This window comes from Allobosea sp. BE125 (assembly GCF_031456075.1).
Lineage (GTDB): Bacteria > Pseudomonadota > Alphaproteobacteria > Rhizobiales > Beijerinckiaceae > Allobosea.
Window position 1 is genome coordinate 65,347 of record NZ_JAVDTY010000014.1, and the last position, 24,593, is coordinate 89,939.

Sequence of the window (24,593 nt, forward strand, 5' to 3'; positions counted from 1 at the left end):
CTGACGAACTGCAGCAAACCGCCTGAGGCGCATCGACAAGGCTCGCCGGTGGGATTACTGAGCCTCGTCCTGGCCTTTCCAACGGAAAGCCGGGCTGGTTGTCTTGGCCCGTTCGACTGCTCGCATTGAGAACACCGCTGCGGCGATAGAGCTCGGCCATCCCGTTCGACATCCGAGCAGAGCGATATGGCGGCGACGGATGTCGCAGGTACTTGATAAGTGGGGAAGTCTCGATGGTCACCGCGATTCCGGATGTTTTTGTCAAAGATATCGAGGCATTTCTCCACGACACCCATGTCTCGGATTTTTGCAAAACTCCCATCGACCGCCTCGCGCGCGAATTCCTATCCGTCGAGCGGAGCGGAGAGCAGGTGCGGGAACTCAGCCGCTTTGCTGCGATCACGCCGACATCCCGCGTTCTGGAGGTCGGATCTGGCTTTGGCACCTTCGTGTATTATTGCCGCGTGAACGATATTTGCGACTGTCACGGCCTCGAACCGGGCCTGCCGCCCTACGCGGCCACGCTCGACATCTCACGCCGCCTGTTGGACTCGGCGGGCATACCAGCCTCGGTGATCGAGGAAGGCATCGGCGAGTCGATGCCTTACGCTGACGCCAGCTTCGATGCGATCTATTCGGTTTCCTGCCTCGAGCACACTCAGGATCCCAAGGCTGTCCTGTCGGAGGTCGCGCGCGTCCTGAAGCCTGGCGGCGTCGCAGTGATCAATTTCCCGAACTACGGCTCATGGTGGGAGGGCCACTACAACTTCTTCATGCTTCCCCACACGCCGAAGTGGCTGTTCAAGATCATCGCCCGTCTTCGCGGCCGTTCCCCGGATTTTGCCGATACGCTCCAGTTCATTACATATGGCAAGCTTATGGGCTGGCTCGCGCCGCTAAAGGATAAGGTCGACATCGTCTCGACCGGCCAGGAAATCTTTCGCGAGCGGGTCAACGGCCTGCAATTCTCCGAATGGAACGGGCTGGGCGCTGTTAAGCAGGGCGTAGGCTTGTTGAAGCGCCTGCATCTCGATCAACTGCTGATCAGGATCGGGATCAAGCTGCATTGGGAAACACCTTTCGTGCTTGTGCTGCGACGCAAGGCCTGACCTGCATTTTTACAACGCCCCGCGATTGCTGCCGTCGCGTCGGATCCCGAATTAATCAATGCGTCTTATCCGAAGTCCCGCTTTCAAGATCCTGACGACACTTGCGTTCTTCGTGCTGATCAGCCTGAAGGTAGACGTGGCGGAGGCGGGGCGACGCCTGCTCTCACTGGATCCGTTTCTGGCCATCGCCGTGACGGGCATGTCGTTCTTCGCCTTGCTTGTCCAGGCTTGGAAAACCAGTCTTCTTCTGCGCGAAAAGACCGTCGCGTCCATTTTGCGTGTCAGCATCATCTCGCAGATCTACAGCGTGCTGTTCCTCGGACAGTTTGGTGGCGACATCGCCAAAGCGGGTTATCTCCTACGCTCGGCGAGCGAGTTGCACCGGATTGTTGCCGCAGTCCTGTTCGACCGCATCACAGGCTTAATCGGACTCCTGCTCATCGGGCTCGCCGGATTGCTAGTAGACAAGCAGCAATTTGACCCGGTTATCGCGCCTACGCTGGCTCTGGCGATGGCAGCTTTACTGATGGCGCTCCTGGCATTGTTCGTGTTGACCGATACAAGCAGCGCACGTCTCATCAAATGGCTGCCTAATCGCGTCGGAAGGCACCTTTTCGACATCATTGGAGCCGTTCGAGTGTTTTCGTCGAGCTTGCCGACGCTGCTCGCGTCTATTGCGATGGGAGTGGCTTTCCAGGGCGTCGTGTTGATCAACTGCTCATGGCTTGGTTCCGGCCTAGGCATCAATCTGCCGCTGTCGACGTGGGCGGTCGTCATTTGTGTGATGTCGCTGGTCCTGCTTCTGCCGATCTCGATCGGCGGCATCGGTCTGCGTGACGTCACCCTCGTCGGCCTTCTCGGCAGTTGCGGCGTCGCCAGTGACCTGGCTCTGGCACTTTCGCTTGCCTTGCTGGGACTCCAGCTTGTTATGGTTGCGGTTGGCGGCATCCTGATGCTCTTGCCGCAACCGGAACTTCCCCCTCCCTGACAGGCACGGCAATCCAGTGGTCATGGCGATTATCCGGGCCGGCACTACATTGCGGCGCGGGCTCAACAAGCAGGATACGCGGCTGTCCCGCAGCTTCCTTGCAATCGTCCAGTCAGTCTTCTAGTAGCCTCCCATCATGCAAAAAGAGCCGATGTCACATCACCTTGTCGCGCCAGATGCGGAGCCGCCGCGCGCGGCATATAATGATGGGACAACTTCCATGATTTCCGTCGTGATCCCGATGTACAATGAGGCGGAAAGCGTCGAAGTGCTGTGCGACCAGTTGCGCGCGGCCCTGTCGACCGCCCCTTGGAGTTGGGAAGTCGTCTTCGTCAATGATGGGAGTAGCGACGAGACGGTCGCGCGATTGACCGATCAGGTTCAGCGCTTCCCGGATAGGTTCCGCCTAGTCGATCTCCAACGCAATTTCGGCCAGACGGCCGCTTTGATGGCCGGCATCGATCACGCGAAAGGCGATATCATCGTCCCGATGGATGGCGATCTCCAAAACGATCCGAAGGATATCGCTCGGCTCGTTGCCAAGATCGGCGAAGGTTTTGACGTCGTGTCGGGATGGCGCCGTGATCGTCAGGATGCGAGCTTCAGCCGCGTGCTGCCAAGTCGGATCGCCAACAAGTTGATCTCAGTGATCTCCGGCGTGCATCTGCACGATTACGGTTGCTCGCTGAAAGCTTATCGGTGCGACGTGCTTTCGGGTTTCCGCCTTTACGGCGAGATGCACCGTTTCGTGCCGATCTTCGCGCGCTGGCAGGGTGCGAAGATCACCGAGATGGTGGTCGATCATCACCCCCGCAAATTCGGAACGTCGAAATACGGGCTTGAGCGGATATTCAAGGTTCTCCTCGACTTGCTGCTCGTCAAGTTTCTTACGCAGTACGACACCAAACCGATATATGTGTTCGGTGGGGTTGGGGCCATGTTCTTTGGCTTGAGTGGGATTGGCGCGATCTATGCGATCTGGCTGAAACTGTTCAACAACATCTCGTTCATCCAGACACCGTTGCCGCTCATGGTGATGTTTGGCGCCATGACCGGAATTATGTGCATTCTGCTGGGCCTGCTGGCCGAAGTCTTGGTGAGGATCTATTTCGAATCCCAGGGAAAGACGCAGTATGCCGTCCGTAGTGTCATCGGCGGTCATGACGCCGCCCGGCAACCGGGTGGCGAGAGGACAGTTTGAATGTGCGGCATTGCCGGCTTTATCGGGCGGGGGGACCAAGCCGTCCTGACGGCGATGACCAATTGTTTGGCCCATCGCGGGCCCGACGGAGAGGGACGCTTCGTCGACCACGATAACTCGGTTTATCTCGGACATCGCCGTCTCGCGGTGATCGACATTGCCCTTGGGCAACAGCCAATGTGGAACGAGGATGGGCTCGTCGGCATTGTCTTCAATGGCATGATCTACAACCACGGCACCTTGCGGACAGAGCTCGTGGCACGGGGCCATGTCTTTCGCAGCCACCACAGTGACACCGAGGTCCTGGTACATGGCTGGGAGGAGTGGGGTCTCGGCCTCCTCGAACGGCTGAATGGCATGTTCGCGTTTGCGCTGCTCGACAGGCGAACATCGCGGCTGATCCTGGCCCGCGACCGCTTCGGCGAAAAGCCCTTGTTTTACGCGAGCGGTTCTGGTGGGACGGTGTTCGCATCCGAACTGTCCGCGATCCTGGCGCATCCGGACTATACCGCCGCGCCGATGGATCCGGCCGCCATTCGCAAATACCTAGCCTATGGTTTCTTCCCCGCTCCTTTGACACCTTACCGGAGGATCGCCAAGCTCCCGCAGGGCCATGTGCTAGAGGTCGATATTAAGACACACGAGACGCGGCTGCACCGCTACTGGCGCTTCGCAATCGAGGCCGAGGCGGCGCCGGCCGGGAGCCCCGAGAGTTGGGCGGAAGAGCTCGACAGCCTGTTGACCAGTGCCGTTTCTCTAAGACTTGATAGCGATCGGCCACTTGGTATTTTTCTGTCGGGCGGCGTCGACAGCAGTACGATTCTCAGCCACGCGGCGCAACTGCGGCCGCCAGAGAGCATCGAGACCTTCGCTATCGGCTTCAACGAGGCAAGCTTCGATGAATCTCGTTATGCCACGCAGATGGCCGCCCACGTCGGCTCTCATCATAACACGGAGATGTGCGACCTAGACACTGTCCGCTCGCTCATGGCGGAGCTCCCTACGATCATCGATGAACCGTTAGGCGACAGTTCGATCCTCCCGACCTACATGTTGTGCAAATTCGCGCGAAGGCACGTCACTGTCGCCCTGTCGGGAGATGGCGGCGATGAACTCTTTGGTGGCTACGACCCGTTCAAGGTTCTCGGCAAGGCTAAGCTGTACAACCGAATCGTTCCAAGGCCCGTCCATGCCGCGATCGCTGCGATAGCTGCGAGGCTGCCTCCATCGGACCGCAACATGAGCCTCGATTTCAAGCTGAACCGAGGACTGCGCGGCCTTGGGCTCCGACCGGCTCTGTGGAACCCTGTATGGCTCGGCCCGGCCTCGCCGTCGGATATAGCCGCCCTCATGTCCGAGCCGGTCAACGTCGAGGAGCTTTACAGCGAAGCGGTGACAGCATGGGATAGCTCCGCCAGTCCTGGCCTCGTCGACCGAACGCTCGAATTCTATACGAACTTCTACCTGGCCGACGACATCATGGTGAAAAGTGACAGGGCTGGCATGCGCAATGGCCTCGAAGTCCGCGCACCCTTTTTGGACAACCATATTGCAGACTTTGCGCGGCGCCTGCCTTCCTCGGCAAAGCTTCGGCGTGGCGAGACGAAGTGGGTTTTGCGGCAATCGGCTGCGAACCGGTTACCGGCAAATCTGCTGGGGCGACGGAAGAAGGGCTTTGGTATTCCATTGTCGCGGTGGCTGCGCGACATGCCCGAGGCCGCAATCGGCCAGCCAGCTATGCTGGACGCCGGCACGCTGCACCATCTCTGGCAAGAACATCACGACAGGAAGCGCGACCACCGTGGCGTGCTCTGGTGCGCGCTGACACTGCGCTGATCGAGCGCTTCGCCACGACACATGATTGTCGGCGCTTGGCTCAATTTGCCAGATAGCACACTAAATTGCGGCGCGTTGATCGCAACGTCAAAAACCGGCTTTCGGGAATCTGATTTTGCAAAAGAGTGTCTGCTTCATCCTCGATCACCTCGGCGTCGGCGGTGTGCAGGAGTTCATTTTGAATTACTGCAAGTTCGTGCGCACCAGGATCCAGGTCACGGTCGTTTCGATCTTTGGCAATGACATCTATTCTGAACGGCTAAGAGCGGCCGGCGCCGAGGTGATCGTCCTGACCGGTCGTGCCTATGGCTATGCAGCCGTCCTAGACCCTCGCTCTTTCCAAGCCTTCTCAACCTTCTACCGCAAAAATGCCTCGCGTTTCGACGAGATTCATCTCAAGCTCTTCGCAGCATTCGCCTATGCGTCGCTGATGGGCCAGTGGCGTTCCCCCAAGGTTAGTGCAGGGCTCGATTGCAATCGCAGCCAGCTTCCGTTTCCGATCCAGGCATTGTTCTGGATCTTTGCGCGTCGCTATCGGCGGTTCTACCTCAGCAAGCTGCTTTGGAACGATTACTCCGCTTTCGGCCTGCGGCGCGATCGCTTGCGGGACCAGCAATATCCCGTTACGCGGCGCAACAGCAAAACGCCTCGCATCTACCCAAAGGGTTCAGCCTTTCTGTCGGTTGGACGCGGCATTCCCCAAAAGGGGCACGCCGAAGCGGCCGCGCTGTTCGCCGAGCTCCAGCGCAATCTGAGTGGAGACGCTTGCCTGGTCATACTTGGTGAGGGCCCGGCCATCGATGCACTCAAGGCAACACACTCTGCAGCAGGCGATGATGCGATCAGCTTTCCCGGCTCCGTCGATGACTATGACGACTGGCTTGTCGGCGCGACAGGAATCATTCGCATGGCCGTTGGAGAGGACACGAACTCGGTCATCCGGGAAGGTATTCTCGCAGGCAAAATAGTCGCGACAACACTGGAGGGCCCAGGTTGCCGTGAACTTGCAGAACGGGGCCTGGTCGTCGCGATCGATCGGAAGGACCTGCCTGCCAGTGCCGTGCGATTGGCCGAGGCGGTGACGGCCACGACCCCGGAGAAGCGCGAGCAACTCAAGCTCGCAGCACAGAAACTCTGGCCGGAAGAGCAGGCCTTTGCGATGTATGACTGAAATAGCGTCTTGAGGCCCAGCGTTGTAACGCTGTGGATTTCGCGTTCGTCGATCCACTCGCGAAGATCAGGGAATTGTTCGAGCCCGCCATCATCGGATTGACAAATATGCGCCTGGGTGGCGAGGCATTCGTGACATTCGGCTTGCTCTGTGGTCTGGCCAACCGCTAGCGGTTGGCGCCTGTTCACGGCCGCGGTTGTAAAGCTCGAGGAATAACTATGTCGGCCTTCTGGCGATCCATATCCCGGCCTCTCATCCTGGACGTGGTGGTGTTGGCTTCGCTTGCGCTCGTGGCCATGGGGCTTGCCACGACAGATGTGCTTTCGCCGGTAGGCTGGTCGGCAACGACGCTGAAGGCCCTCTACGCGGTAGGGGCTGTCGCGCTCGTTGTGGTCGCCGCCACGCAGCTCCTGCAGCGTCGGTTTTTGATCTCAAGTGGGATGGTTACCGCGCTCGCTGGCGTTTTTCTGGCGGGGGCGCTGTTTGGTCCGGCTGCGACTGCGATCGTCGCGATGCTCCTGGCGGCCTCGGCGATTGCCGGCACGGTTGTCACCGGCGCGGCGTCCCCGGTCGCTCCGGCCTGGCCGATGGCGCAGCGGCTGAGCATTGGCCTTGCCCTCGTCACCATTGCCGTCACGTTCCTGAGCCCTTTTCGCGTCAACTTCCCGCTGACGCATCTGGCCATGCTGGCTCTTTTCGCTGCACCCATCCTGCACGCCGATATCCGTAGGCAGCTCGGGGCGGACTGGGCGGACATGGTGCGTCCAGCGGTGGTCCCGCAGGACCGGACGCGCCAGGGTTGGGCGCCGCAAGGCTGGATGCTGCTATGGCGCGTCGCGGCGGTCGCCCTCGCGTTGTTCTTCATGCTTCATGCGGCATTGCCCGAACGGTATCACGATGCCTTGGCGGTGCATCTCTATGTAGCCTCCTATGTCGCGGCCCACGGCGAATGGTCCTATGATCCTGGCCTGTTCGTGTTCGCGGTTATTCCGCTCGCCGCCGATTTCCTTTACGCCCACGTTTATCTGTTCGCCGGGGAGCCGGCGGTCAAGCTTCTGAACTACGTGACGTTTCTGGTCATCGTCGCGCTGATCCGCGGCGCGGTCGCGCGGCGCTATGGCGCGTCTGCAGGTCTGATTGCGGCGCTGCTGTTCGCATCGATGCCGCTGACCCTCGTCGAAAGCGCGTCGAGCTTCATCGAAAATCCGCTGACGATGTGGGTGACGGCTGCTGCGGTCATCATCCTTGACCGAGGCCGCGGCCTGACCCTGCGGGCGATCGCCGGGATCATGATCATTCTCGCGGCAGCCGCGCTCAGCAAGGTTCACGGCGCTATCGCCGCGACACTGCTCGGCCTGTTGGCAACGAGCTTCTATCTCGCAAGGCGTCGCCGCGCGATCGAATTGCTGGGCCTCGCCGGTTGCCTCGTCGTAGCCGCAGTGACGGCCCTGTCGATCTACATCCATGCTTATTGGATCACGGGTAATCCCGTCTTCCCCTTCTTCAACAATGTGTTCAAATCTCCCTTCTTTCAGCCGATCCAATTTGTCGACGGGCGCTGGATCAACCGGTTCAAGCTCGATCTTCTCTATCAGGCGACATTCCACTCTGATCATTTTCTCGAAGCCTATAACGGGGCGCTCGGGTTCAGTCTGATGGCGTTCCTCGGCGCGGGGCTGGTCGCGGCCGTGATCTACAGGCAGATGCGCTGGCTGGCGCTCGTCTTCCTGGCTTTCATCTGTGCGATCGGCTTCAGCACGCAGTATCTGCGCTATTTCTATCCAGTCCTGCCGGTTGCGTTCCTGCTGATCGGGCTCGTGGCCTCGCTCTATTTGGCCCGCCCGCGCATGGCTCTCGTCTTCAACCTGGCCGTCGTCGTGGTCCTTTGCCTCAACGTCTACAAACTGAATGCCGGCGGCTGGATCATGGCGAGCTATGATTTCAGGGTCCTCTTCGATCCCGAGAAGGCCAAACGATACGAGCAGGCGTTCGTGCCGGAAAAATCGCTCTTGCGGCTGGTCAACCAGCTTCAGGGCCGAAGCTCGCGGGTGTTGCTCAGCGGCGTGAGTTCGGCCGCTCCGCTCGAAGGCACGGCGCTCTATACCTCATGGTACAGCAAGGATTTCTCCGACTCCGGCGCTGCGGCCAAATCCGGCGCCGATGTCGAGGCCTATCTACACCGCGTCAAGCCGACCTATATCGTTCATCGGTCGCCGCCGGAGCCGAGTTACGCATTCCATGGTCTGCTGGATGCCGAAATCGGCCGCTTGGGACGCAAAGTCGCCACGATGGGCTCGGTCACGCTTTACGAGGTCCGTCTCCCTTGACGGTCCTTGGGCGGAGGTTCATCAACGCGCCTCACTTCAACCGGAGCCTCTCCATGATGGGATTGACCGAATAATGGGACTCGCCGATCTCCTGCGAGAACCCGCCTTGGCCGGCATCGATGTCGACGGTGTCGAGCGCATGCGGGCACATCGTGCGATCATCGACCGCAAACCGATGATCCGCGCGGTTTTCACGGAGATACATCGGCTCATGCTGGGGCTGGAGGCGCAGCATCTGACGGCTCAGGGCGTGCGCCTCGAAATCGGAGCAGGCGTGTGGCCGATCCGCGAAAGCGATCCCGGCGTGCTGGCCACGGATGTCGTCCCGGCTCCCCATCTTGATCGCGTCGTGGATGCCCAGGCGATGGATTTCGCCGATGGCAGCGTCAGGAGCGTGTTCGGACAGCATTGCTTCCATCACCTGCCCGATCCCGAGGCGTTCTTCTCAGAATTGTCGCGCGTCTGTCCGCCGGGCGGCGGAACGGTTCTCGTCGAGCCCTATTGGAGCCCGGTCGCCAACCTGCTCTTCAAGCGCCTCTTTGCCAGCGAGGACTACGACAAGTCGGCGCAAGGCTGGATAACCAGCGGCAGCGGCGCGATGAGCGGCGCGAACCAGGCGCTGAGCTACATCGTCTTCGAGCGGGACAGGGAGCGCTTCGAGCGCTTATTCCCGCAACTCGAGATCGTGTATCAAGCGCCTGTCGCCAACCATGTCCGCTATTTGCTGTCTGGCGGACTCAATTTCCGGCAACTTGTTCCCGATGTCCTGACGGGGCCGCTCAAGGGTGTCGAAGCGCTGCTTGGTCCGCTGAACCGCATCCTGGCGCTGCATCACGTCATCGTCCTGCGCAAGCGCTAGGCGGTCGGATGAGGGCTGCCGCACTTTACGTCATCGTCCAGCTCCTCGCTTACGGGCTCGATATCGGGACGTTCGCTTTACTCGTCGAGCGCTTTGCCGTGGCGCCGCTCTGGGCGAACATCAGTGCCAAGGCCGTTGCCGGATGCTTCGCCTTCTTCACGCATCGCCACGTCACCTTCGATGCTGCTGCCGGCGGGCGCCTATCGGATCAGGCGCTGCGGTATGTTCTGCTCCTGATTGCCAACAGCGTGGCGTCGTCGGCGATGCTGGCGCTGTTCATGCGCGTCGTCCCTTCGCCCGTGATGGCCAAGATCATTGCAGACGTCATCCTGATCGCGGTCAGTTTCAGCCTGTCAAAGTCGGTGGTCTTCCGCGGCGCCAAATCCGGGCAGGGGAACTGACCACGTGGAACCGGTGAAGACGGTCGCCGTCACGGGCGCGAGCGGCTATGTCGGGGAGGCGGTCTGTCGCGCATTGACGAAACGCGGCATCGCGGTCCGGGCACTTTCGCGACGCGATCCCGGCATCGCCGGTACGCGCTTCATGGCCTACGATCTCCGGCATGAGCTCGAACCCGGCTTGCTCGCCGGTGTTGATGCCGTCATTCACGCTGCAGCCGAGACCTCGCGCGGCGCGGAGCCTGACATCGGGGCTGAAATCGCGGCGCTTCATCGCCTCGCAGACGCGGCCGAGGCTGCATCGGCTCGTCTGATCTTCGTCTCGAGCCAGACCGCGAGGTCCGATGCTCCAACCGGCTATGGCCGCCTCAAGGCAAGCGCCGAACGGATCGTGCTGGACCGTCTCGGGGCCGTCGTCAGGCCCGGGCAGGTCTATGGAGGCCCTGAAAAGGGGCTGTGGGGCACCCTGGCGTCTGTGGCGCAGCGCGCGCCCGCGATTCCCCGCTTCGTGCCCGAGCCGCGGGTCCAGCCGATTCATGTCGATGATCTGGCGGACGCCTTGGTCGTACTCGCCTGTGAGGCTCGACCGAGCCCGCGCGTCTACGCCATAGCGGATTCGCGCTCCGTCGCGTTCTCGCGTTTCATCCAATTGGTGGCGATCCGCCGGTTCGGGCGCCGGCCGTTCCGTCTTCCCGTGCCGTTGGCGCCGATTCTCTGGACTCTTCGCGGTGTCGAGAAACTGGGTGTCCGGCCGGCCTTCGCAAGGCGTCTTGCCTCGCTGAACGACCTGCCTGCGCTCGACAGTGCAGCGGACATGGCTGAGCTGATCCCGCATCATCGGCGCTTTCCCGACGGCGCCTGTCGCGGTGCGCTCTGCCGCCACAGGGACCTGATCCGGGAAGGGGCCGTCCTGCTCCGTTATGCGACGGGCAGGAAGCCTGGCCGGTGGCTGCTGCGCAGCTACGCGCGTGCGGTCTCGTCCGTCGGCGAAGCCGGGCCGCTGGAGTTGTCCGGCCTGACGCGCCTGCTGCCAAGGGGGTTGACGCTGTTTGACCAGCCTGCCGCCCGTCGCCGCAACGGCGAACAGGATGCCCTGTCGCGCCGCATCGATCTCGCGCTGCTTCTTGGCGAGAGTTCGGCGCAGCATGTCGACGGCTTTCTGATGTCGTCCCATACGCCGACACGGCTTGCCCAGATCTTGCAGCTTGGACTGGCGCTGCCGCTCGAGGCTGTGGGCCGGCTCGCCGATACCGTGGCCGGGCCGTGGCTCGATCGTGTCAGGCCCCGGCCGATCGAAGGCTCAGACCATGCCGCATGATGTCGTGATCATCGGCACTGGCCCGGCGGGCGTCTCGGCGGCATGGCCCCTGGTGCAGGCTGGGCGGGACGTGCTGATGGTCGATGCGTCAGTCGGGGCGGCCGGGGTGCCGCCCCATGGCGAGTATTTCGACCTCCGCCGGCATGACGGCCATCAGCGCGACTGGATGTTCGGCCCCGATCTCGCGGTCTGGATCGATCGGGCCGCAACCTCGCCGAAGCTGCGTGTGCCAACCCTGCGGGCGGTGTTCGATGGCTTTGCGGAGGCAAACCGGATCGAGACGGTTAATTTCGCCGCGGTCGGTTCGCTGGCGAGCGGAGGCCTGTCGAATGCCTGGGGTTGCGGCGTGGCGCGCTATGATCGTGATGAAATGTCGGAGTTCCCCTTCGCGCATGCCGATCTCGACGAATCGTTTGCAGCTGTCAGCCGGCGCGTCGGCCTCTCGGGGCGAGCTGACGATGATCTGAGCGGGTATTTTGGACTGGATGACTGGGCGGATCCGGCGCCGGCACTGGACAACAACGCGCAGGACCTGATGCGGCGTTACGATGCGTTGCGCGCCGGCAAGTCTCTGCATGGACTGCGTCTGGGGCGCGCACGCCTGGCATTGCTGGCATCGGATCGGGCGGATCGGCGCGCCTGCGATCTGTCGGGGCTCTGCCTTTGGGGCTGCGCGCGGGGCGCGCTCTATTCCGCGTCTCAGGACTTACCCGGCCTCGCGCGAGCGGGGGCCGGTTTCCGCAAGGGCTTCGTTGCCGATCACATCGAGAAGATCGAAACGGGCTGGCGTGTTCACGGCGTCGAACGGGATACGGGTGCGTCCGCGACGATCGACGCGCGGCGCGTCGTGCTGGCTGCGGGAACACTCGCCACCACGGCGATCGCCTGGCGGACGCTCCGTCATTTCGAGACGCCGCAGCGCGTCATGTCCAACCCCACAGCGGCATTCCTGCTCCTGCGAATGGGCTTGCCCGGTCGGGCGCCCGTGGCTGGTCCGGCATTCGCGCAGCTGTCCTTCGCCCACCAGTCCGCGGCCGGTCACCTTGCGCATGGTGCCTTGTTCTCGCCACGACACCTGCCGGCCTTCGAATTCATCAAGCATATCCCGACGTCGCGCTCTGCTGCACGTCTGATCTGGCGGCTGCTCAATACCGCCACTCTCGTCGGGAATGTCTTTCTGCCGGCCAGCCTGACGCGACACAGCGCCATCCTCGGCCGCGACGGCAGGTTGCGTGTGACCGGGAAGGCCGGCGACGATCTCCCCGCAGCCATTGCCGGTATCGCCCGGGATTGGCGAAAGGCGGCGAGACGGTTGGGGTTTCTCGTGATGCCCGGGAGTTTCGCCATGGGCGAGCTTGGCTCGGATATCCACTATGCCGGCACGCTGCCCATGCGCAAGGACCCTCGGATTGGCGAAACGAATGCTGTTGGCGAACTGGCCGGACAGCCGGGATTGTTCGTCGCCGATGCAGCGACGTTTCCGGAATTGTCTGCAAAGCCGCATACGCTGACGATGATGGCGATGGCGGACCGCCTCGGTCGCCATCTGGCGCAACTGTGAACAGCTCAAGCGATCGGTTCCAAGACCCTGGCGCCAATAACGGCTTGGTCTTCGCACCCAGCGACAATACCACAGCAGCCTCATCGGCTTGCCCGACACGAAGGTTGCGATAGTAGATGCCTCTGGAGGCCAAATGGTTGCCGACTACGTTCGCCAGCGAAAGTTTCTATGATGGATAAGATGTCAAAGAGCGGAGCTGTCGCGACGCCGATGAATGTCAGCGGCGAGAAGCTGCAATCGGCGAGTTCGGGTGAGGGGGTGATGGAGCATCATCGCTATTTCCTGGCGCGCGACTTCTGCAATGATCTTGATGTGCTCGTTGTCGCCGCCCGGGAAGGCTATGGCTCTGCGCTGCTGGCGCAGGTGGCGCGATCTGTGGTGGGAGTCGAGACCGACCCGACCATGGTAGACGCCGCACGCGCGGCGTTCGTTCGCCCCAACCTGCGTTATATTCAGGGCGATGCACGGGCAATTCCATTGCCGGACGCCTGCGTCGATGTTGCGGTGTCTTTCGAGACATTCGAGCATTTCGGCGAAAACGAACTCTTTCTGGCGGAGTTGCGCCGGGTCCTGCGCCCGAATGGGCTCCTCGTCATCGGCACGCCGGATCGCGACATCGATTCCGGCCCCGGGGCGGCGCGGAACCCATCACACGTCAAGGAGGTTGACCGGCCCGGGTTCGAGAACGCGCTGCTCGCCTATTTCGGGAATGTACGGATCGCGCGCCAACGTTCGCTGATAGGATCCTCCATTGAGGGGGATCAGGAGAGCCTACCCATACGACACTTCGAAGCTCCAGGCAGTGGGCAGGTTGAAGCGGGCGAAACGATGACGCGGGCGCCATATCTTATCGCCCTCGCCTCTCACGCTGCACTGCCATCGCTGCCTTGCAGCCTGTACGTCTATCCAAGCGACTTCGATACGGACTCGCAGGGCCGTCAAGCGGCGCAAGCCCAATTGCAGAGCGTCAAGCAGTCGCACGCAGCGACCATGGCGCGCGAAGCCGAGCTTCATCGGACGACCAGAGAACTCGAAATGCAGCTCGCGGCGTCGATCGCTGCATTCGACGGCGCGCAGCAACAACTGGCGCTGGTCAAAGCATCGCTCAGTTGGCGTGTCTCGGCTCCCCTGCGGTATGTCATGACTCGCTATCCAGGCCTCGCCCGCCGCCTACGCCAGGCTACAAAGCTCACCTACTGGACCGTAACCGGCCAACTCTTCCGGCGCTTGCGAGCGTCGATCGCTTACCGCAATTCGCCGCCATCCGCCGACATGGCGGTCCCAGCCAGCGCCCTGGGAGGTTTGTCGCACGACGGGCTGCCGCGGTTTCTGGCAAATTACCTGTCCAGCCGCTGGAGTGGGCGGGATCTCGGTGCGGTCAAGAGCGCCTACCGTTTCGTTGCCGAGCGGCCTGCGGGTCCTATCGGCGAAGCGGAGTTGTCGGGTGCCGAGCTTGTCGCATTGCTTGATCGCCTGCGCGTCTACGCCGAAGAGCCGGCCCAGGCACCACGTCCCGAAGTGTCGATTATTGTTCCCGTCCACAACGCTTTGGCCCACACCCTGGCCTGTCTTTTGAGCCTGCTGGCGCAACCGACCAGGTACAATTTCGAGATACTCGTCGCTGACGATGTTTCGAACGATGCTACCGCGGCCGCCATATCTGCCATCGGCGGCAAGGTCCGTCTCGTGCGGCAACCGACGAATCTCGGTTTCGTCCGAAACTGCAATTCCGCAGGGGCGGAGGCGCGTGGCACCGTCCTTGTTTTCCTGAACAACGATACGATCGTCCTTCCCGGTTGGCTGGACGAACTGGTCGCCCCCCTGCAAGCGGATGAAGGCATCGGCTTGACCTGCTCTAAACTGCTCAATGCGGACGGCACATTGCAGGAGGCCGGCGGCATTTTCTGGCAGGATGGCTCGGCCTGGAATTACGGCCGGAGCGCCGATCCTCGTGCCTACCCGTTCAATTTCGTGCGCGATACCGACTTCGGATCCGGTGCGGCCATTGCGGTGCCAAGCCGCCTCTGGAACGAGGTCGGCGGCTTCGACGACAGGTTTGCCCCAGCCTATTGCGAGGATGCCGACCTCGCTTTCACGCTTCGGGCGCGCGGTTACCGCACGGTCTACATCCCGTTCGCAGAGGTGATCCACCACGAAGGCGTCAGCCATGGGCGGGACGACCGCTCTGGCATCAAGGCCTACCAGGTAACCAACCTCGCGAAACTCAAGGAAAAATGGTCCTCGACGCTCGCCGGCCATTTCCCAAGCGGCAGCAACCTTGCCCAGGCGGCCTCACGGAGCAGGTCCAAGACCCGCGTTCTAGTGATCGATCACTACGCCCCGCAACTCGACCGGGACGCAGGCTCGCGCTCCATGGATTGCTATATCCGCTTGCTGCTCGAAAGCGGTTTCCATCTCACATTCTGGTCTGAAAACCGCGCCTTTGATCCCGTCTACACCCCGCTCTACCAGCGGCTGGGAATCGAAATGGTCTATGCCCATCCAGGGCGCATCGAGTTCCGGGACTGGATCGCCCAGCGTGGCGGCGATTTTCAATATTGCTTCGTCAGCCGGCCACACGTGGCCGAACCCCTTCTCGCCGATCTCAGGCGGCTCACAACGGCCAAGCTCCTCTTCAACGGCGTGGATGTTCATATCATGCGGCTGCGAGCGGAGCGGGACTTGCGTGCATCCGCAGAACTCGACCAGGAAATCGCCAGGGTTGAGGCCATGGAACGCGCCGTTTGGGGCGCTGCCGATGCGATCTACTACCCGTCACAGGAAGAAGTCGACTTCGTCGTATCACAAGGTGTCAAAGTTCCCGTGCGGTCACTGCCTCTTTATCTCTTTGAGGAGAGCGACATTCGGCTACGCGATATCCGTGACAGCAACGGAGAAGGGCATTTGCTGTTCGTCGGCGGCTTTTCCCATCGCCCCAATGTCGACGGCATACTTTGGTTCGTCGACCAGGTCTGGCCCATGGTCAAGGAACGGCTTCCAAAGACCAAGCTTACGATTGCAGGGTCGAATCCATTGCCGGAGATCGTCAAGCTCGGCTCAGACGATATCAAGGTCGTGGGCTTCGTGAGCGACGAGACCCTTGCCCAGCTCTATGACGAGGTTGACGCGGCGATTGCTCCCCTGCGCTTTGGAGCCGGCGTCAAGGGCAAGGTGCTCGAGGCGCTAAGCGTCGGAACTCCCATCGTCATCACCTCGGTCGCAGCGCAGGGCATACCTGACATTCGCGACGTCTGCCCGGTGACGGATACTGCCGAAGCATTTGCCGAGGCCGTGATCGCCTTGTTGGAATCGCGAAGCTTGCGCGTGAGCACGTCCCGCAATGGCCAGGATCTCATCCGCCGCCATTTTTCGATCGACGCGGTGCGTGATGTTTTCTCCCGAGACATTCCCGAAATTCGACTCCCCAGCGCGAAGGCTGCTCCACCAATGCCATAGTCGATCGGCGGAGCCGTTGGTTTGAGTCATCGGCCAGCGGCTTCGCTCAATCGTGACTGCCGGCCTTTGGGTGAGCCGGCTTGGCCGGCTTGCGCTCGATGCCCTCGGCTATGCAGGCAGGTTCGAACATGCGCGCCATGACCGAGCGACGATCCTGCAGCGCAAAGAGCAATCTGCATATCAAGCTAGCCATCACGCCGTCCGTGCCGAGCCCGATGCCGGCAGCGCGAGGCTTGCGCAGCGGCCTGTGACCCCGTACGGATGTCGCGGAACAAGCCACAGCGCCATTTTCGATCAAGAGGGCGTGAATAGACGGTAGAAACGGCATGAAAAAGCGCGCACTGATAACCGGAATTACTGGCCAGGACGGCGCCTATCTGTCTCAGCTTTTGCTTTCAAAAGGATATGAGGTTTCCGGCCTTGTCCGGCGCTCGAGTACGGCCGACGTCAATGACGTTCGCTTGAAGTGGCTGGGGATTGCTGACAAGGTCAATCTGATCGATGGCAACCTGCTTGACCTGTCGGGGCTGATAAGGACGCTGCGGGACGTCAAGCCTGACGAGATTTACAATCTCGCAGCACAGTCCTTCGTGAAGTCGTCGTGGCAACAGCCGATTTTGACCGGCCAAGTGACCGCGCTTGCGGTGACGAATGTCTTGGAGGCGATCCGCCTCGAATGCCCGCATGCCCGTTTCTACCAGGCGTCATCCTCCGAAATGTACGGCCTGATCCAGGAAAGCATGCAATCTGAATCGACGCCATTTTACCCTCGCTCCCCCTATGCCGTCGCCAAGCTTTACGGCCACTGGATCACTATCAATTACCGCGAAAGCTATGGCATTCACGCGTCCAGCGGCATTCTATTCAATCACGAGTCGCCCTTGCGCGGCATCGAGTTCGTGACCCGGAAAGTCACGGATGGCGTGGCGCGCATCAAGCTCGGCCTCGCCAAGGAACTCCGGTTGGGCAATATCGACGCCAAGCGCGACTGGGGACACTCGCGCGACTATGTCGAAGCGATGTGGCTCATGCTTCAGCAGGACGTCGCTGACGACTATGTCGTGGCGACCGGCAGGACGACGACGGTGCGTCAGATGTGCCAGATCGCGTTCGACCATGCCAGGCTGAACATAGACGAGCATCTCATCATCGATCCGCAATTGTTCCGTCCTGCCGAGGTTGACGTTCTGCTCGGCAATCCGGCGAAGGCGAAGGCCAAGCTGGGCTGGCAGGCTACGACTTCGCTGGAGGACATGATCGTGGAGATGGTCGAGGCCGATCTCAAGCGTCTCTCCTGAGCTCTGGCGCCTCGCTGAAGACAAGCTCGCAGGACACACGGAGCCAGCGATGAACTCCAGACCTTGGCGGATTGCGGTCACGGGCGCCGCCGGCTTCGTGGGCTCCGTTTTTCTGAGGCATGTCGCCGAACTGGATATGCCGGGTATCGAAGCCGTTTCGATTTTCGGTTCTGCCGCCGGCGACATCCGAGATTTCGGGCAGGTCTCGCGGGCCATTGCGGCCATGCGTCCAGATGTCGTGCTGCACCTGGCCGCGGTTGCAGCGCCATCGGCTGCACGCGCTGACCCCAGCGAGGCTTGGCACGTCAACGTGATGGGCACTCTCCATATTGCGCAGGCCATTCGCGAGCAGTCGCCAAAGACCCGCCTCTTGTTCGTCGGCAGCTCCGAGGCCTATGGCGGCAGCTTCCTGACGTCGCCTTCCCCTGTCGCCGAGACGGCTGCCCTTTTGCCGCGCAACACCTATGCCGCAACCAAAGCCGCCGCCGACCTGATGATCGGACAGATGTCCGTGGATGGGCTCAATGCGATCCGGTTTCGCCCGTTTAATCACAGCGGACCGGGCCAGACCTCGGAATATGTCCTGCCGGCGTTCGCGCAACAGGTCGCCCGGATCGAGAAAGGGCAGCAGCCCCCGGTCCTCAATGTCGGCAACCTCGATGCCGAACGCGATTTCCTCGACGTTCGTGACGTCGTTCACGCCTATTTTCAGGCTGCGCTCCCGGAGACGCAGATTCCGATGGGCGCTGTGTTCAACGTTGCGACAGGTCATCCCGTGCGCATCGGGCAGATACTGAGCCTACTCCTCGATCAGGCGAAGGTGCCGATCGACGTCAAGCAGGACGCCGCCAAGTTCCGGCCCAATGATATTCCGCGCGCGTCTGGCGATTCGCGAGTGGTTCGCGAATCCTTGGGCTGGTATCCCACGATAACGCTCGAGCAAACCGTCGCCGATGTGCTGGAGTTCTTCCGGAGCCGGCCTTGACATTGATTGGGTGCTGGCCTGCCCAAGCTGAATTCGTCCACTCGAACACCCTGTCGTGAAGCGAGCGATTGCGCGGGCGATGGGGATGTGGGCAACCGGCCTGGCATCGGCCATTTCGGCGCGCGATAACCATGTCGATCACGCGGGCAGGTTTCTTCGGCTGTCCTTGGCATCAATTCAGGTGGCGAATGGACCAGTCGTGGCGAGGCTGGAGCGCAACTATCGTTCGGCTCGGATGGCGATCTGCCGAACAATGACATGCGAAGGAGCCAGCCTCGATCGGTTAACTTGAGCGAGTGCCGCGGAGGGCCTGCGCCAACGCCCGGAGCGGCCGCGTAATTTTCCAGCTGGTTGACTGCAGGAGGCGCTCGACATTTTGTTGTTCGTCTTCGAGAAGTGACTTAATTTCAAGTATCACGGATTTTAGGTGATCTTGCTCTCTGCGGTTATCTGCGTTTTGATCGCGAATAACACCCAAGAGATGCTCGTGTTCATTCTGAGCGCGCCCCAGGTCGCCCTCTAGTCGAAGTGTCATGCCTGTCGCGCTACACGCCGTGCCGAGCCGCTCGAAAAAGCTTTGAATGAAAGTCCAGCTGTGGGCGTCCTTCGTCAGAAAATTCTTTACGTCTTCGTCGAGAGAAGCTCCATATCCAAGTATGCCAAGTCCATTGCTATGCGTAAATTCTTGCGTGGGATACTTTGGCGACAGCTCGTCCCATAGCTTCCAGACCCCAAAATCCTTTTCTCGAATCTGCGTATCGTGAAATAGAACGACTGAGCGACTGCTCAATTTTGGTTTCCAGGTTTCAAAATCAGATTTTACGGCTTCATAAGTATGGAGTCCGTCGATGTGAAGTAGATCGATCGAATTGTCGTCAAATTTCTCTACCGCGTCTTCGAATCTTGCGCGCAGCAACGTCGAGAAATCGGAAAAGTTTTCAGAATTAAACTGAGACAAAGAATTGTAAATCTCGTCGCTGTATTGCCCCGCGTGGTCGTCGCCCTGCCAAGTATCGACCGCAAAACAGCGTGTCTGCATGCCGAGCGTCTGCACCGTCTGGCAAAATGCGCTGTAGGAATCGCCTTTATGCGTTCCCAATTCGACAAGCGTATGGGGCTTCAGCAAACTCACGAGAAAGTATGCGAATGGGATATGTCCCTGCCAGGACGGCACATCGCTCAGCCTGAGAGGCTTGGCAAAAACGTGCTCGCGGATGAGACTGCCAATCACTTTTTCGAACTCGCCTTGCATCCGAAATCCTATCGATTGTTAACGCCACGGTGGCGTGTGGAGCTTATCGGAGTCTGAGGCGGGCTGTCTCAAAACCGTGCAATCGAGGCAATCTGCGCCGCGGCAGAAAATCTGCATGAACGGATATCTTGAGAAAGGCGCAGAATTGGCGCTCAAACGCAATGCAAAGCCGTCCATATGCAGAGGAGGCGTTGCCATGCCGTTGAGTGACAGTTTCGAAATTCCGACGTAGTGCTTCTGTCATTTGCGGGCGTCGCGTGCGACCTGCAGGAGATACTTGCCATAATCCCCCTTTGCGAGCTTTTCTCCGAGCGCGGCGATCTGTTCGCGCGAAATCCACCCGTTCCGGTAGGCGATTTCCTCAGGGCAGGCGATACGTAACCCCTGCCGCGATTCAAGCGTGCGCACGAACTCACCGGCTTCGAGCAGGCTGTCGGGCGTGCCGGTGTCGAGCCAAGCGAAGCCGCGTCCCATGGTTTCGACCGAGAGTTCGCCGCGCTCGAGATAGACCCGGTTGACGTCGGTGATCTCGAGTTCACCACGCGGCGAGGGCTTGAGATTCCCTGCGATCTCGACGACCTGGGCATCGTAGAAATACAGCCCCGTGACAGCCCAGTTCGACTTCGGCACCTTCGGCTTCTCTTCGATCGAGTTCGCCTTGCCGTCGGCGTCGAAATCGACCACGCCGTAACGCTCCGGGTCGCGCACATGATAGGCGAAGACGCTGGCGCCCTTGGCGCGCGCGGCGGCCGAGGCCATCATTTCCGGGAGCGTGTGCCCGTAGAACAGGTTGTCGCCCAGGATCAGCACCGAGGGTTCGCCGGCGACGAAGTCGGCGCCGATGATATAGGCCTGTGCCAGCCCGCCGGGGTTGGGCTGCTCGGCATAGCTCAGCGTCATGCCCCAGTCCGAACCGTCGCCGAGCAGGCGCTTGAAGTTAGGCAGGTCGGTCGGGGTCGAGATGATCAGCACGTCGCGGATGCCCGCCAGCATCAGCGTGGTGAGCGGATAATAGATCATCGGCTTGTCGTAGACAGGCAGGAGCTGCTTCGACATCGCCAGCGTCATCGGGTGGAGCCGCGTTCCGGAACCGCCGGCCAGGATGATGCCCTTCATCGTCGTTTATCCCGTCTGTTCTGTCATGAGCCGCGTCAGGCAGCTCGAAAGCGATCCGCGCCACTCAGGCAGCGTCACGCCATGGATGGTAGCAAGCTTGGTGCAATCGAGCCGCGAATTTGCCGGGCGCGTTGCTGGTGTCGGATAGTCGCTGGTCGCGATGCGCTTGACCGCAACCGGGGCGGCCCCCATGGCGGCGCGCTGCGCGAAGATCGCCTCGGCGACATCGGCCCAGACGGCTTCGCCCTGGGCGCTCATATGGAAGACGCCGCGCAGGCGCCCATCCTGCGGCTGGGCCAGCAGGTTCCTCGCAACAGTGAAGACGGCGTCGGCAATGTCGAGCGCATTGGTCGGACAACCCCACTGATCGGCGACGACGCCGACTTCGTCGCGGGTCTCGGCCAGGCGCAGCATGGTGCGGACGAAATTCTTGCCGAAGGGGCTGTAGACCCAGGCCGTGCGCAGGATGGCGTGGTTCGAGGTCGCGGTCGCGACGGCCACCTCGCCGGCGAGCTTGCTGCGGCCGTAAGCCGAGATCGGCCCGACCGCGTCATCCTCGCGATAGGGCCGGTCCAGCGCACCATCGAAGACATAATCGGTCGAGATCTGGATCACCGGCACACCGAGTGCCGCAGAGGCCCTGGCCACCTCGCCGGCAGCCTGTCCATTGATCAGCATCGCGGTCTCGGCCTGGCTCTCGGCGAGGTCGACGGCGGTGAAGGCAGCGGCGTTGACGACGATGTCGGGGCGGCTGGCCGCAATAGTTGGCGCGATCGTCTCGATCCGCTCCAGGTCGAAGCCGGGGCGGCCGAGCGGGATGACGACATCACCTGCCGGCGCCCGCTCCAGCATGGCGAGCACGATTTGGCCGGCCTGTCCGGTGACAGCGATCCTCATGGCGCCTCAGCCGAAATAGCGCGGCAGGTCGGCAAGGCGCGGATGCTTGCGGTCCTTGTCGGACAGGACGAGCCGATCATGGGGGATGCGCCAGTCGATGCCCAGAGCCGGATCGTCGAAGGCGATGCCATGGTCGTTCTGCGGGCCATAGAGCGCGGTCACCTTGTAGAGCACTTCGGTATCCGGCTCGAGCGTGATGAAGCCATGCGCGAAGCCGACCGGGACCAGGAGCTGCTTCCAGTTCTCGGCCGAGAGCTCGACTGCGACATGGCGGCCAAATGTCGGCGAGGAGGCGCGGATATCGACGGCGATGTCGAGGATGCGGCCCTTGGCGACACGCACCAGCTTGTCCTGTGCGAAGGGCGCCGATTGGAAGTGCAGCCCACGCAGCGTGCCGACGGTCGCGGACAGGGAATGGTTGTCCTGCACGAATTCGAGGTCGATGCCGGCTTCCTTGAAGCTCGCGCGGTTATAGGTCTCGGAGAAGAAGCCGCGATGATCGCCGAATTTCTTCGGCGAGATCAGCTTCACATCCGGGATAGCGGTGGCTTCGACGCTCAACATGGGCCGGGTCTCGATCCTGTTCGTGGCTGAAATCAGGCCTCGCCGAGGCGCTCGCCGCGATAAACGCCACTGCGTATGTCTCCCCACCATCCAGAATTGGCCAGATACCATTCGACGGTCTGGCGCAAGCCGGTCTCGAAGGTCTGCTTCGGCTTCCAACCGAGTTCGCGGCCGATCTTCCCGGCATCGATCGCATAGCGCGCATCATGGCCAGGCCGATCGGTGACGTAGGTGATCAGGCGCTCGCGCGAACCGGCGGGATCGGGCCTGAGTTCGTCGAGCAGGGCGCAGATGCCCTTGACCACGTCGATATTGGCCATCTCGTTATGGCCGCCGATATTATAGGTCTCGCCGACGACGCCCTTTTGCGCCACCGTCAGCAGCGCGTCGGCATGGTCGTCGACATAAAGCCAGTCGCGCACATTCAGGCCGTTGCCGTAGACCGGCAGCGGCTTGCCCTCGAGCGCGTTGATGATCATCAGCGGGATCAGCTTCTCCGGGAAGTGATACGGCCCGTAATTGTTCGAGCAATTGGTCATCAGCGTCGGCAGGCCATAGGTGTGGTGCCAGGCCCGCACGAGATGATCGGACGCCGCCTTCGAGGCGGAATAGGGCGAGTTGGGCTGATAGGCCGTATCCTCGCGGAAGAAGCCCTCAGTGCCGAGCGAGCCGAAGACCTCGTCGGTCGAGATATGGTGGAAACGGAAGGCGGCTTTACGTGCTTCGTCGAGACCGCGCCAGTGCCGCAGCGCCTCCTGCAACAAGGCGAAGGTGCCGACGATATTGGTGTCGATGAAGGCCGAGGGGCCGTCGATCGAACGGTCGACATGGCTCTCGGCAGCCAGATGCATGACGATGTCTGGGTCGAAATCGGCGAAGATCGATCGCATGCGCTCGCCATCGCCGATATCGGCCTGTTCGAAGCGATAGCGATTGCTGCCGGCGACGGGAGTAAGCGAAGCCAGGTTGCCGGCATAGGTCAGCTTGTCGACGACGCAGACATCATGCCCGGTCTCGCCGATCAGCTTGCGGACGACTGCCGAGCCGATGAAGCCGGCGCCGCCGGTGACAAGGAATTTCAGTGACAAACCGTTTCGCTCCGGGGGCAGAGTGTTGAATACACGCCATCAGGCGCAGGGAAGAAACAGCCCCCCTATGATCTGTCAAGCATTTGCCGTCGCCGCGGCCGGTATCGGAAGTTCTGCGCTTCAATCCGTGCGGTCATTTTGTCGGCCATCGATCGAGTGCGATCGCACTTTGACCGAGGGCGCGAGCGATTGCGGCCCAGAGCGGCGCGTCAGTGCGCGTTCAAGCCACGCCCGCGGGGGCTGGGCCAAGCCGGCCCCTGAAACCATCGATGATCCCGGCGCGGACAGGGCATAGCGACCGTGGTGGACCTTTGAGCGCGAGCAGGCTGATCTGGGCGACGAGCCCTGCGCATGATTTGAACCGCCAACCCAGCGGCACATGGCGAAGGCGCGCCGTCGCGATCACATTGCGGGCGTAGTAGTAGTTGCGGATCGGCGTATGCCGTAGGATCTGGGGCTTGCCCAGCTCATCCTGGCCGACGCTTTCCCCCCACCGATGCGGGACCGCGAGATCGGTTGCGACATAGGATCCCCAGCCGCGATCCCAGGCCCGGAAGCCCCATTCGACGTCGATGCCGGCGATGAAGAAGTCATCCCTGAAGGGGCCGATCGCCTGATAGGCGGCGACACTGACCAGCGAGCCGGAGGTTGGCGCGAAGTCGACTGCGGCAAGCCCAGTCGCGTCGGCCTTGCCGCGCCATTCATAGCGGATTTGCTTGTAGAAACCCTCCTGCGGTGGGACGAGGTGAGGGGCCAGAACGGCAATCATGTTGCCCTGACGCTCCAGCGCGAGGGAGCGTTCGGTCAGCGTTTCTAGAATGCCGACCGGCGGTTCGCTATCCTGGTCGAGCAACATCACATGGGTGAAGCCCTGCTCCGCAGCCGCTTCCATCACGGCATTCAGGCCTCGCCCCAGGCCGACATTCTCCGGGCTGGATATCAGCCGCAGATCGGTCGGCGCCAGGGCCGCAATGGCATCGGAATCGACGGGCCCATTGGCAAAGGCGAAAAGGGCGCACCCGCGCAGCCCCTCGGCCTGATGCGCGAGCAAGACCGTGTCCGGGTGGTACAACACCACCGCCGCGCAGGCCCGCCCGCCGCGCTTTTGCACCTCTTGCGGTGTCATTCTGCCGTTATCCTTGTCGAGAGCATCACGCCATATCCCCATC

19 protein-coding genes are annotated in these 24,593 nt (G+C 61.5%); 13 read left to right on the forward strand and 6 right to left on the reverse strand.

The window, feature by feature from the left end; genetic code table 11:
* Positions 1 to 233: 233 nt before the first annotated feature.
* The 13 genes from J2Y55_RS25795 to J2Y55_RS25855 all read left to right on the forward strand — a co-directional run bounded on the left by J2Y55_RS25795 (position 234) and on the right by J2Y55_RS25855 (position 18,507).
* Complete coding sequence (locus tag J2Y55_RS25795) at positions 234 to 1,109, forward strand: class I SAM-dependent methyltransferase (RefSeq protein WP_310159191.1); 876 nt, start codon at positions 234 to 236, stop codon at positions 1,107 to 1,109.
* 58 nt (positions 1,110 to 1,167) lie between these two features.
* Positions 1,168 to 2,097, forward strand: coding sequence for a lysylphosphatidylglycerol synthase domain-containing protein (locus J2Y55_RS25800; RefSeq protein ID WP_310159192.1), 930 nt, complete (start codon positions 1,168 to 1,170; stop codon positions 2,095 to 2,097).
* Between the two features lie 220 nt (positions 2,098 to 2,317).
* Entirely contained in the window at positions 2,318 to 3,298 is a 981-nt protein-coding gene (locus J2Y55_RS25805; RefSeq protein ID WP_310159193.1) for a glycosyltransferase family 2 protein, read from the forward strand.
* Positions 3,299 to 5,134 carry an asparagine synthase (glutamine-hydrolyzing) gene (gene asnB / locus J2Y55_RS25810; protein ID WP_310159194.1) on the forward strand — a complete coding sequence of 612 codons (1,836 nt, stop codon included), beginning with the start codon at positions 3,299 to 3,301 and terminating at the stop codon, positions 5,132 to 5,134.
* 115 nt (positions 5,135 to 5,249) lie between these two features.
* Complete coding sequence (locus J2Y55_RS25815; protein ID WP_310159195.1) at positions 5,250 to 6,305, forward strand: glycosyltransferase; 1,056 nt, start codon at positions 5,250 to 5,252, stop codon at positions 6,303 to 6,305.
* Between the two features lie 218 nt (positions 6,306 to 6,523).
* Entirely contained in the window at positions 6,524 to 8,632 is a 2,109-nt protein-coding gene (locus tag J2Y55_RS25820) for an ArnT family glycosyltransferase (protein WP_310159196.1), read from the forward strand.
* A 73-nt stretch (positions 8,633 to 8,705) separates the two neighbouring features.
* Positions 8,706 to 9,491, forward strand: coding sequence for a methyltransferase domain-containing protein (locus tag J2Y55_RS25825; RefSeq protein WP_310159198.1), 786 nt, complete (start codon positions 8,706 to 8,708; stop codon positions 9,489 to 9,491).
* Positions 9,492 to 9,499: 8 nt separating this feature from the next.
* Complete coding sequence (locus tag J2Y55_RS25830; RefSeq protein ID WP_310159200.1) at positions 9,500 to 9,892, forward strand: GtrA family protein; 393 nt, start codon at positions 9,500 to 9,502, stop codon at positions 9,890 to 9,892.
* Between the two features lie 4 nt (positions 9,893 to 9,896).
* The gene (locus J2Y55_RS25835) at positions 9,897 to 11,207 is read left to right on the forward strand and encodes an NAD-dependent epimerase/dehydratase family protein (protein WP_310159201.1); all 1,311 of its coding nucleotides are present in this window, start codon (positions 9,897 to 9,899) and stop codon (positions 11,205 to 11,207) included.
* Positions 11,197 to 12,768 (forward strand): GMC oxidoreductase, encoded by a 1,572-nt coding sequence (locus tag J2Y55_RS25840; RefSeq protein WP_310159203.1) that lies wholly within the window; start codon positions 11,197 to 11,199, stop codon positions 12,766 to 12,768. Before J2Y55_RS25835 ends, J2Y55_RS25840 begins: the two co-directional genes overlap by 11 nt.
* Before the next feature lie 180 nt (positions 12,769 to 12,948).
* Positions 12,949 to 16,224: a glycosyltransferase gene (locus tag J2Y55_RS25845; RefSeq protein ID WP_310159204.1), complete on the forward strand. Its 3,276-nt coding sequence runs from the start codon at positions 12,949 to 12,951 to the stop codon at positions 16,222 to 16,224.
* A 326-nt stretch (positions 16,225 to 16,550) separates the two neighbouring features.
* Positions 16,551 to 17,522, forward strand: coding sequence for a GDP-mannose 4,6-dehydratase (locus tag J2Y55_RS25850; protein ID WP_310159206.1), 972 nt, complete (start codon positions 16,551 to 16,553; stop codon positions 17,520 to 17,522).
* Between the two features lie 49 nt (positions 17,523 to 17,571).
* A complete protein-coding gene (locus tag J2Y55_RS25855) occupies positions 17,572 to 18,507 on the forward strand; it encodes a GDP-mannose 4,6-dehydratase (protein ID WP_310159207.1) in 936 nt (311 codons plus the stop codon).
* Positions 18,508 to 18,790: 283 nt separating this feature from the next.
* On the opposite strand, the gene J2Y55_RS25860 is transcribed toward J2Y55_RS25855, so the two are convergent.
* The 6 genes from J2Y55_RS25860 to J2Y55_RS25885 form a co-directional block, all read right to left on the reverse strand.
* Positions 18,791 to 19,759 (reverse strand): class I SAM-dependent methyltransferase, encoded by a 969-nt coding sequence (locus J2Y55_RS25860; protein WP_310159209.1) that lies wholly within the window; start codon positions 19,757 to 19,759, stop codon positions 18,791 to 18,793.
* A gap of 240 nt (positions 19,760 to 19,999) precedes the next feature.
* Positions 20,000 to 20,875 (reverse strand): glucose-1-phosphate thymidylyltransferase RfbA, encoded by an 876-nt coding sequence (gene rfbA / locus J2Y55_RS25865; protein WP_310159211.1) that lies wholly within the window; start codon positions 20,873 to 20,875, stop codon positions 20,000 to 20,002.
* Positions 20,876 to 20,881: 6 nt separating this feature from the next.
* The gene (rfbD, locus tag J2Y55_RS25870; RefSeq protein ID WP_310159214.1) at positions 20,882 to 21,772 is read right to left on the reverse strand and encodes a dTDP-4-dehydrorhamnose reductase; all 891 of its coding nucleotides are present in this window, start codon (positions 21,770 to 21,772) and stop codon (positions 20,882 to 20,884) included.
* A gap of 6 nt (positions 21,773 to 21,778) precedes the next feature.
* Entirely contained in the window at positions 21,779 to 22,336 is a 558-nt protein-coding gene (gene rfbC / locus J2Y55_RS25875) for a dTDP-4-dehydrorhamnose 3,5-epimerase (RefSeq protein ID WP_310159217.1), read from the reverse strand.
* 32 nt (positions 22,337 to 22,368) lie between these two features.
* Positions 22,369 to 23,424: a dTDP-glucose 4,6-dehydratase gene (gene rfbB, locus J2Y55_RS25880; RefSeq protein ID WP_310159219.1), complete on the reverse strand. Its 1,056-nt coding sequence runs from the start codon at positions 23,422 to 23,424 to the stop codon at positions 22,369 to 22,371.
* Positions 23,425 to 23,644: 220 nt separating this feature from the next.
* The gene (locus J2Y55_RS25885; RefSeq protein WP_310159221.1) at positions 23,645 to 24,550 is read right to left on the reverse strand and encodes a glycosyltransferase family protein; all 906 of its coding nucleotides are present in this window, start codon (positions 24,548 to 24,550) and stop codon (positions 23,645 to 23,647) included.
* Positions 24,551 to 24,593 lie beyond the last annotated feature (43 nt).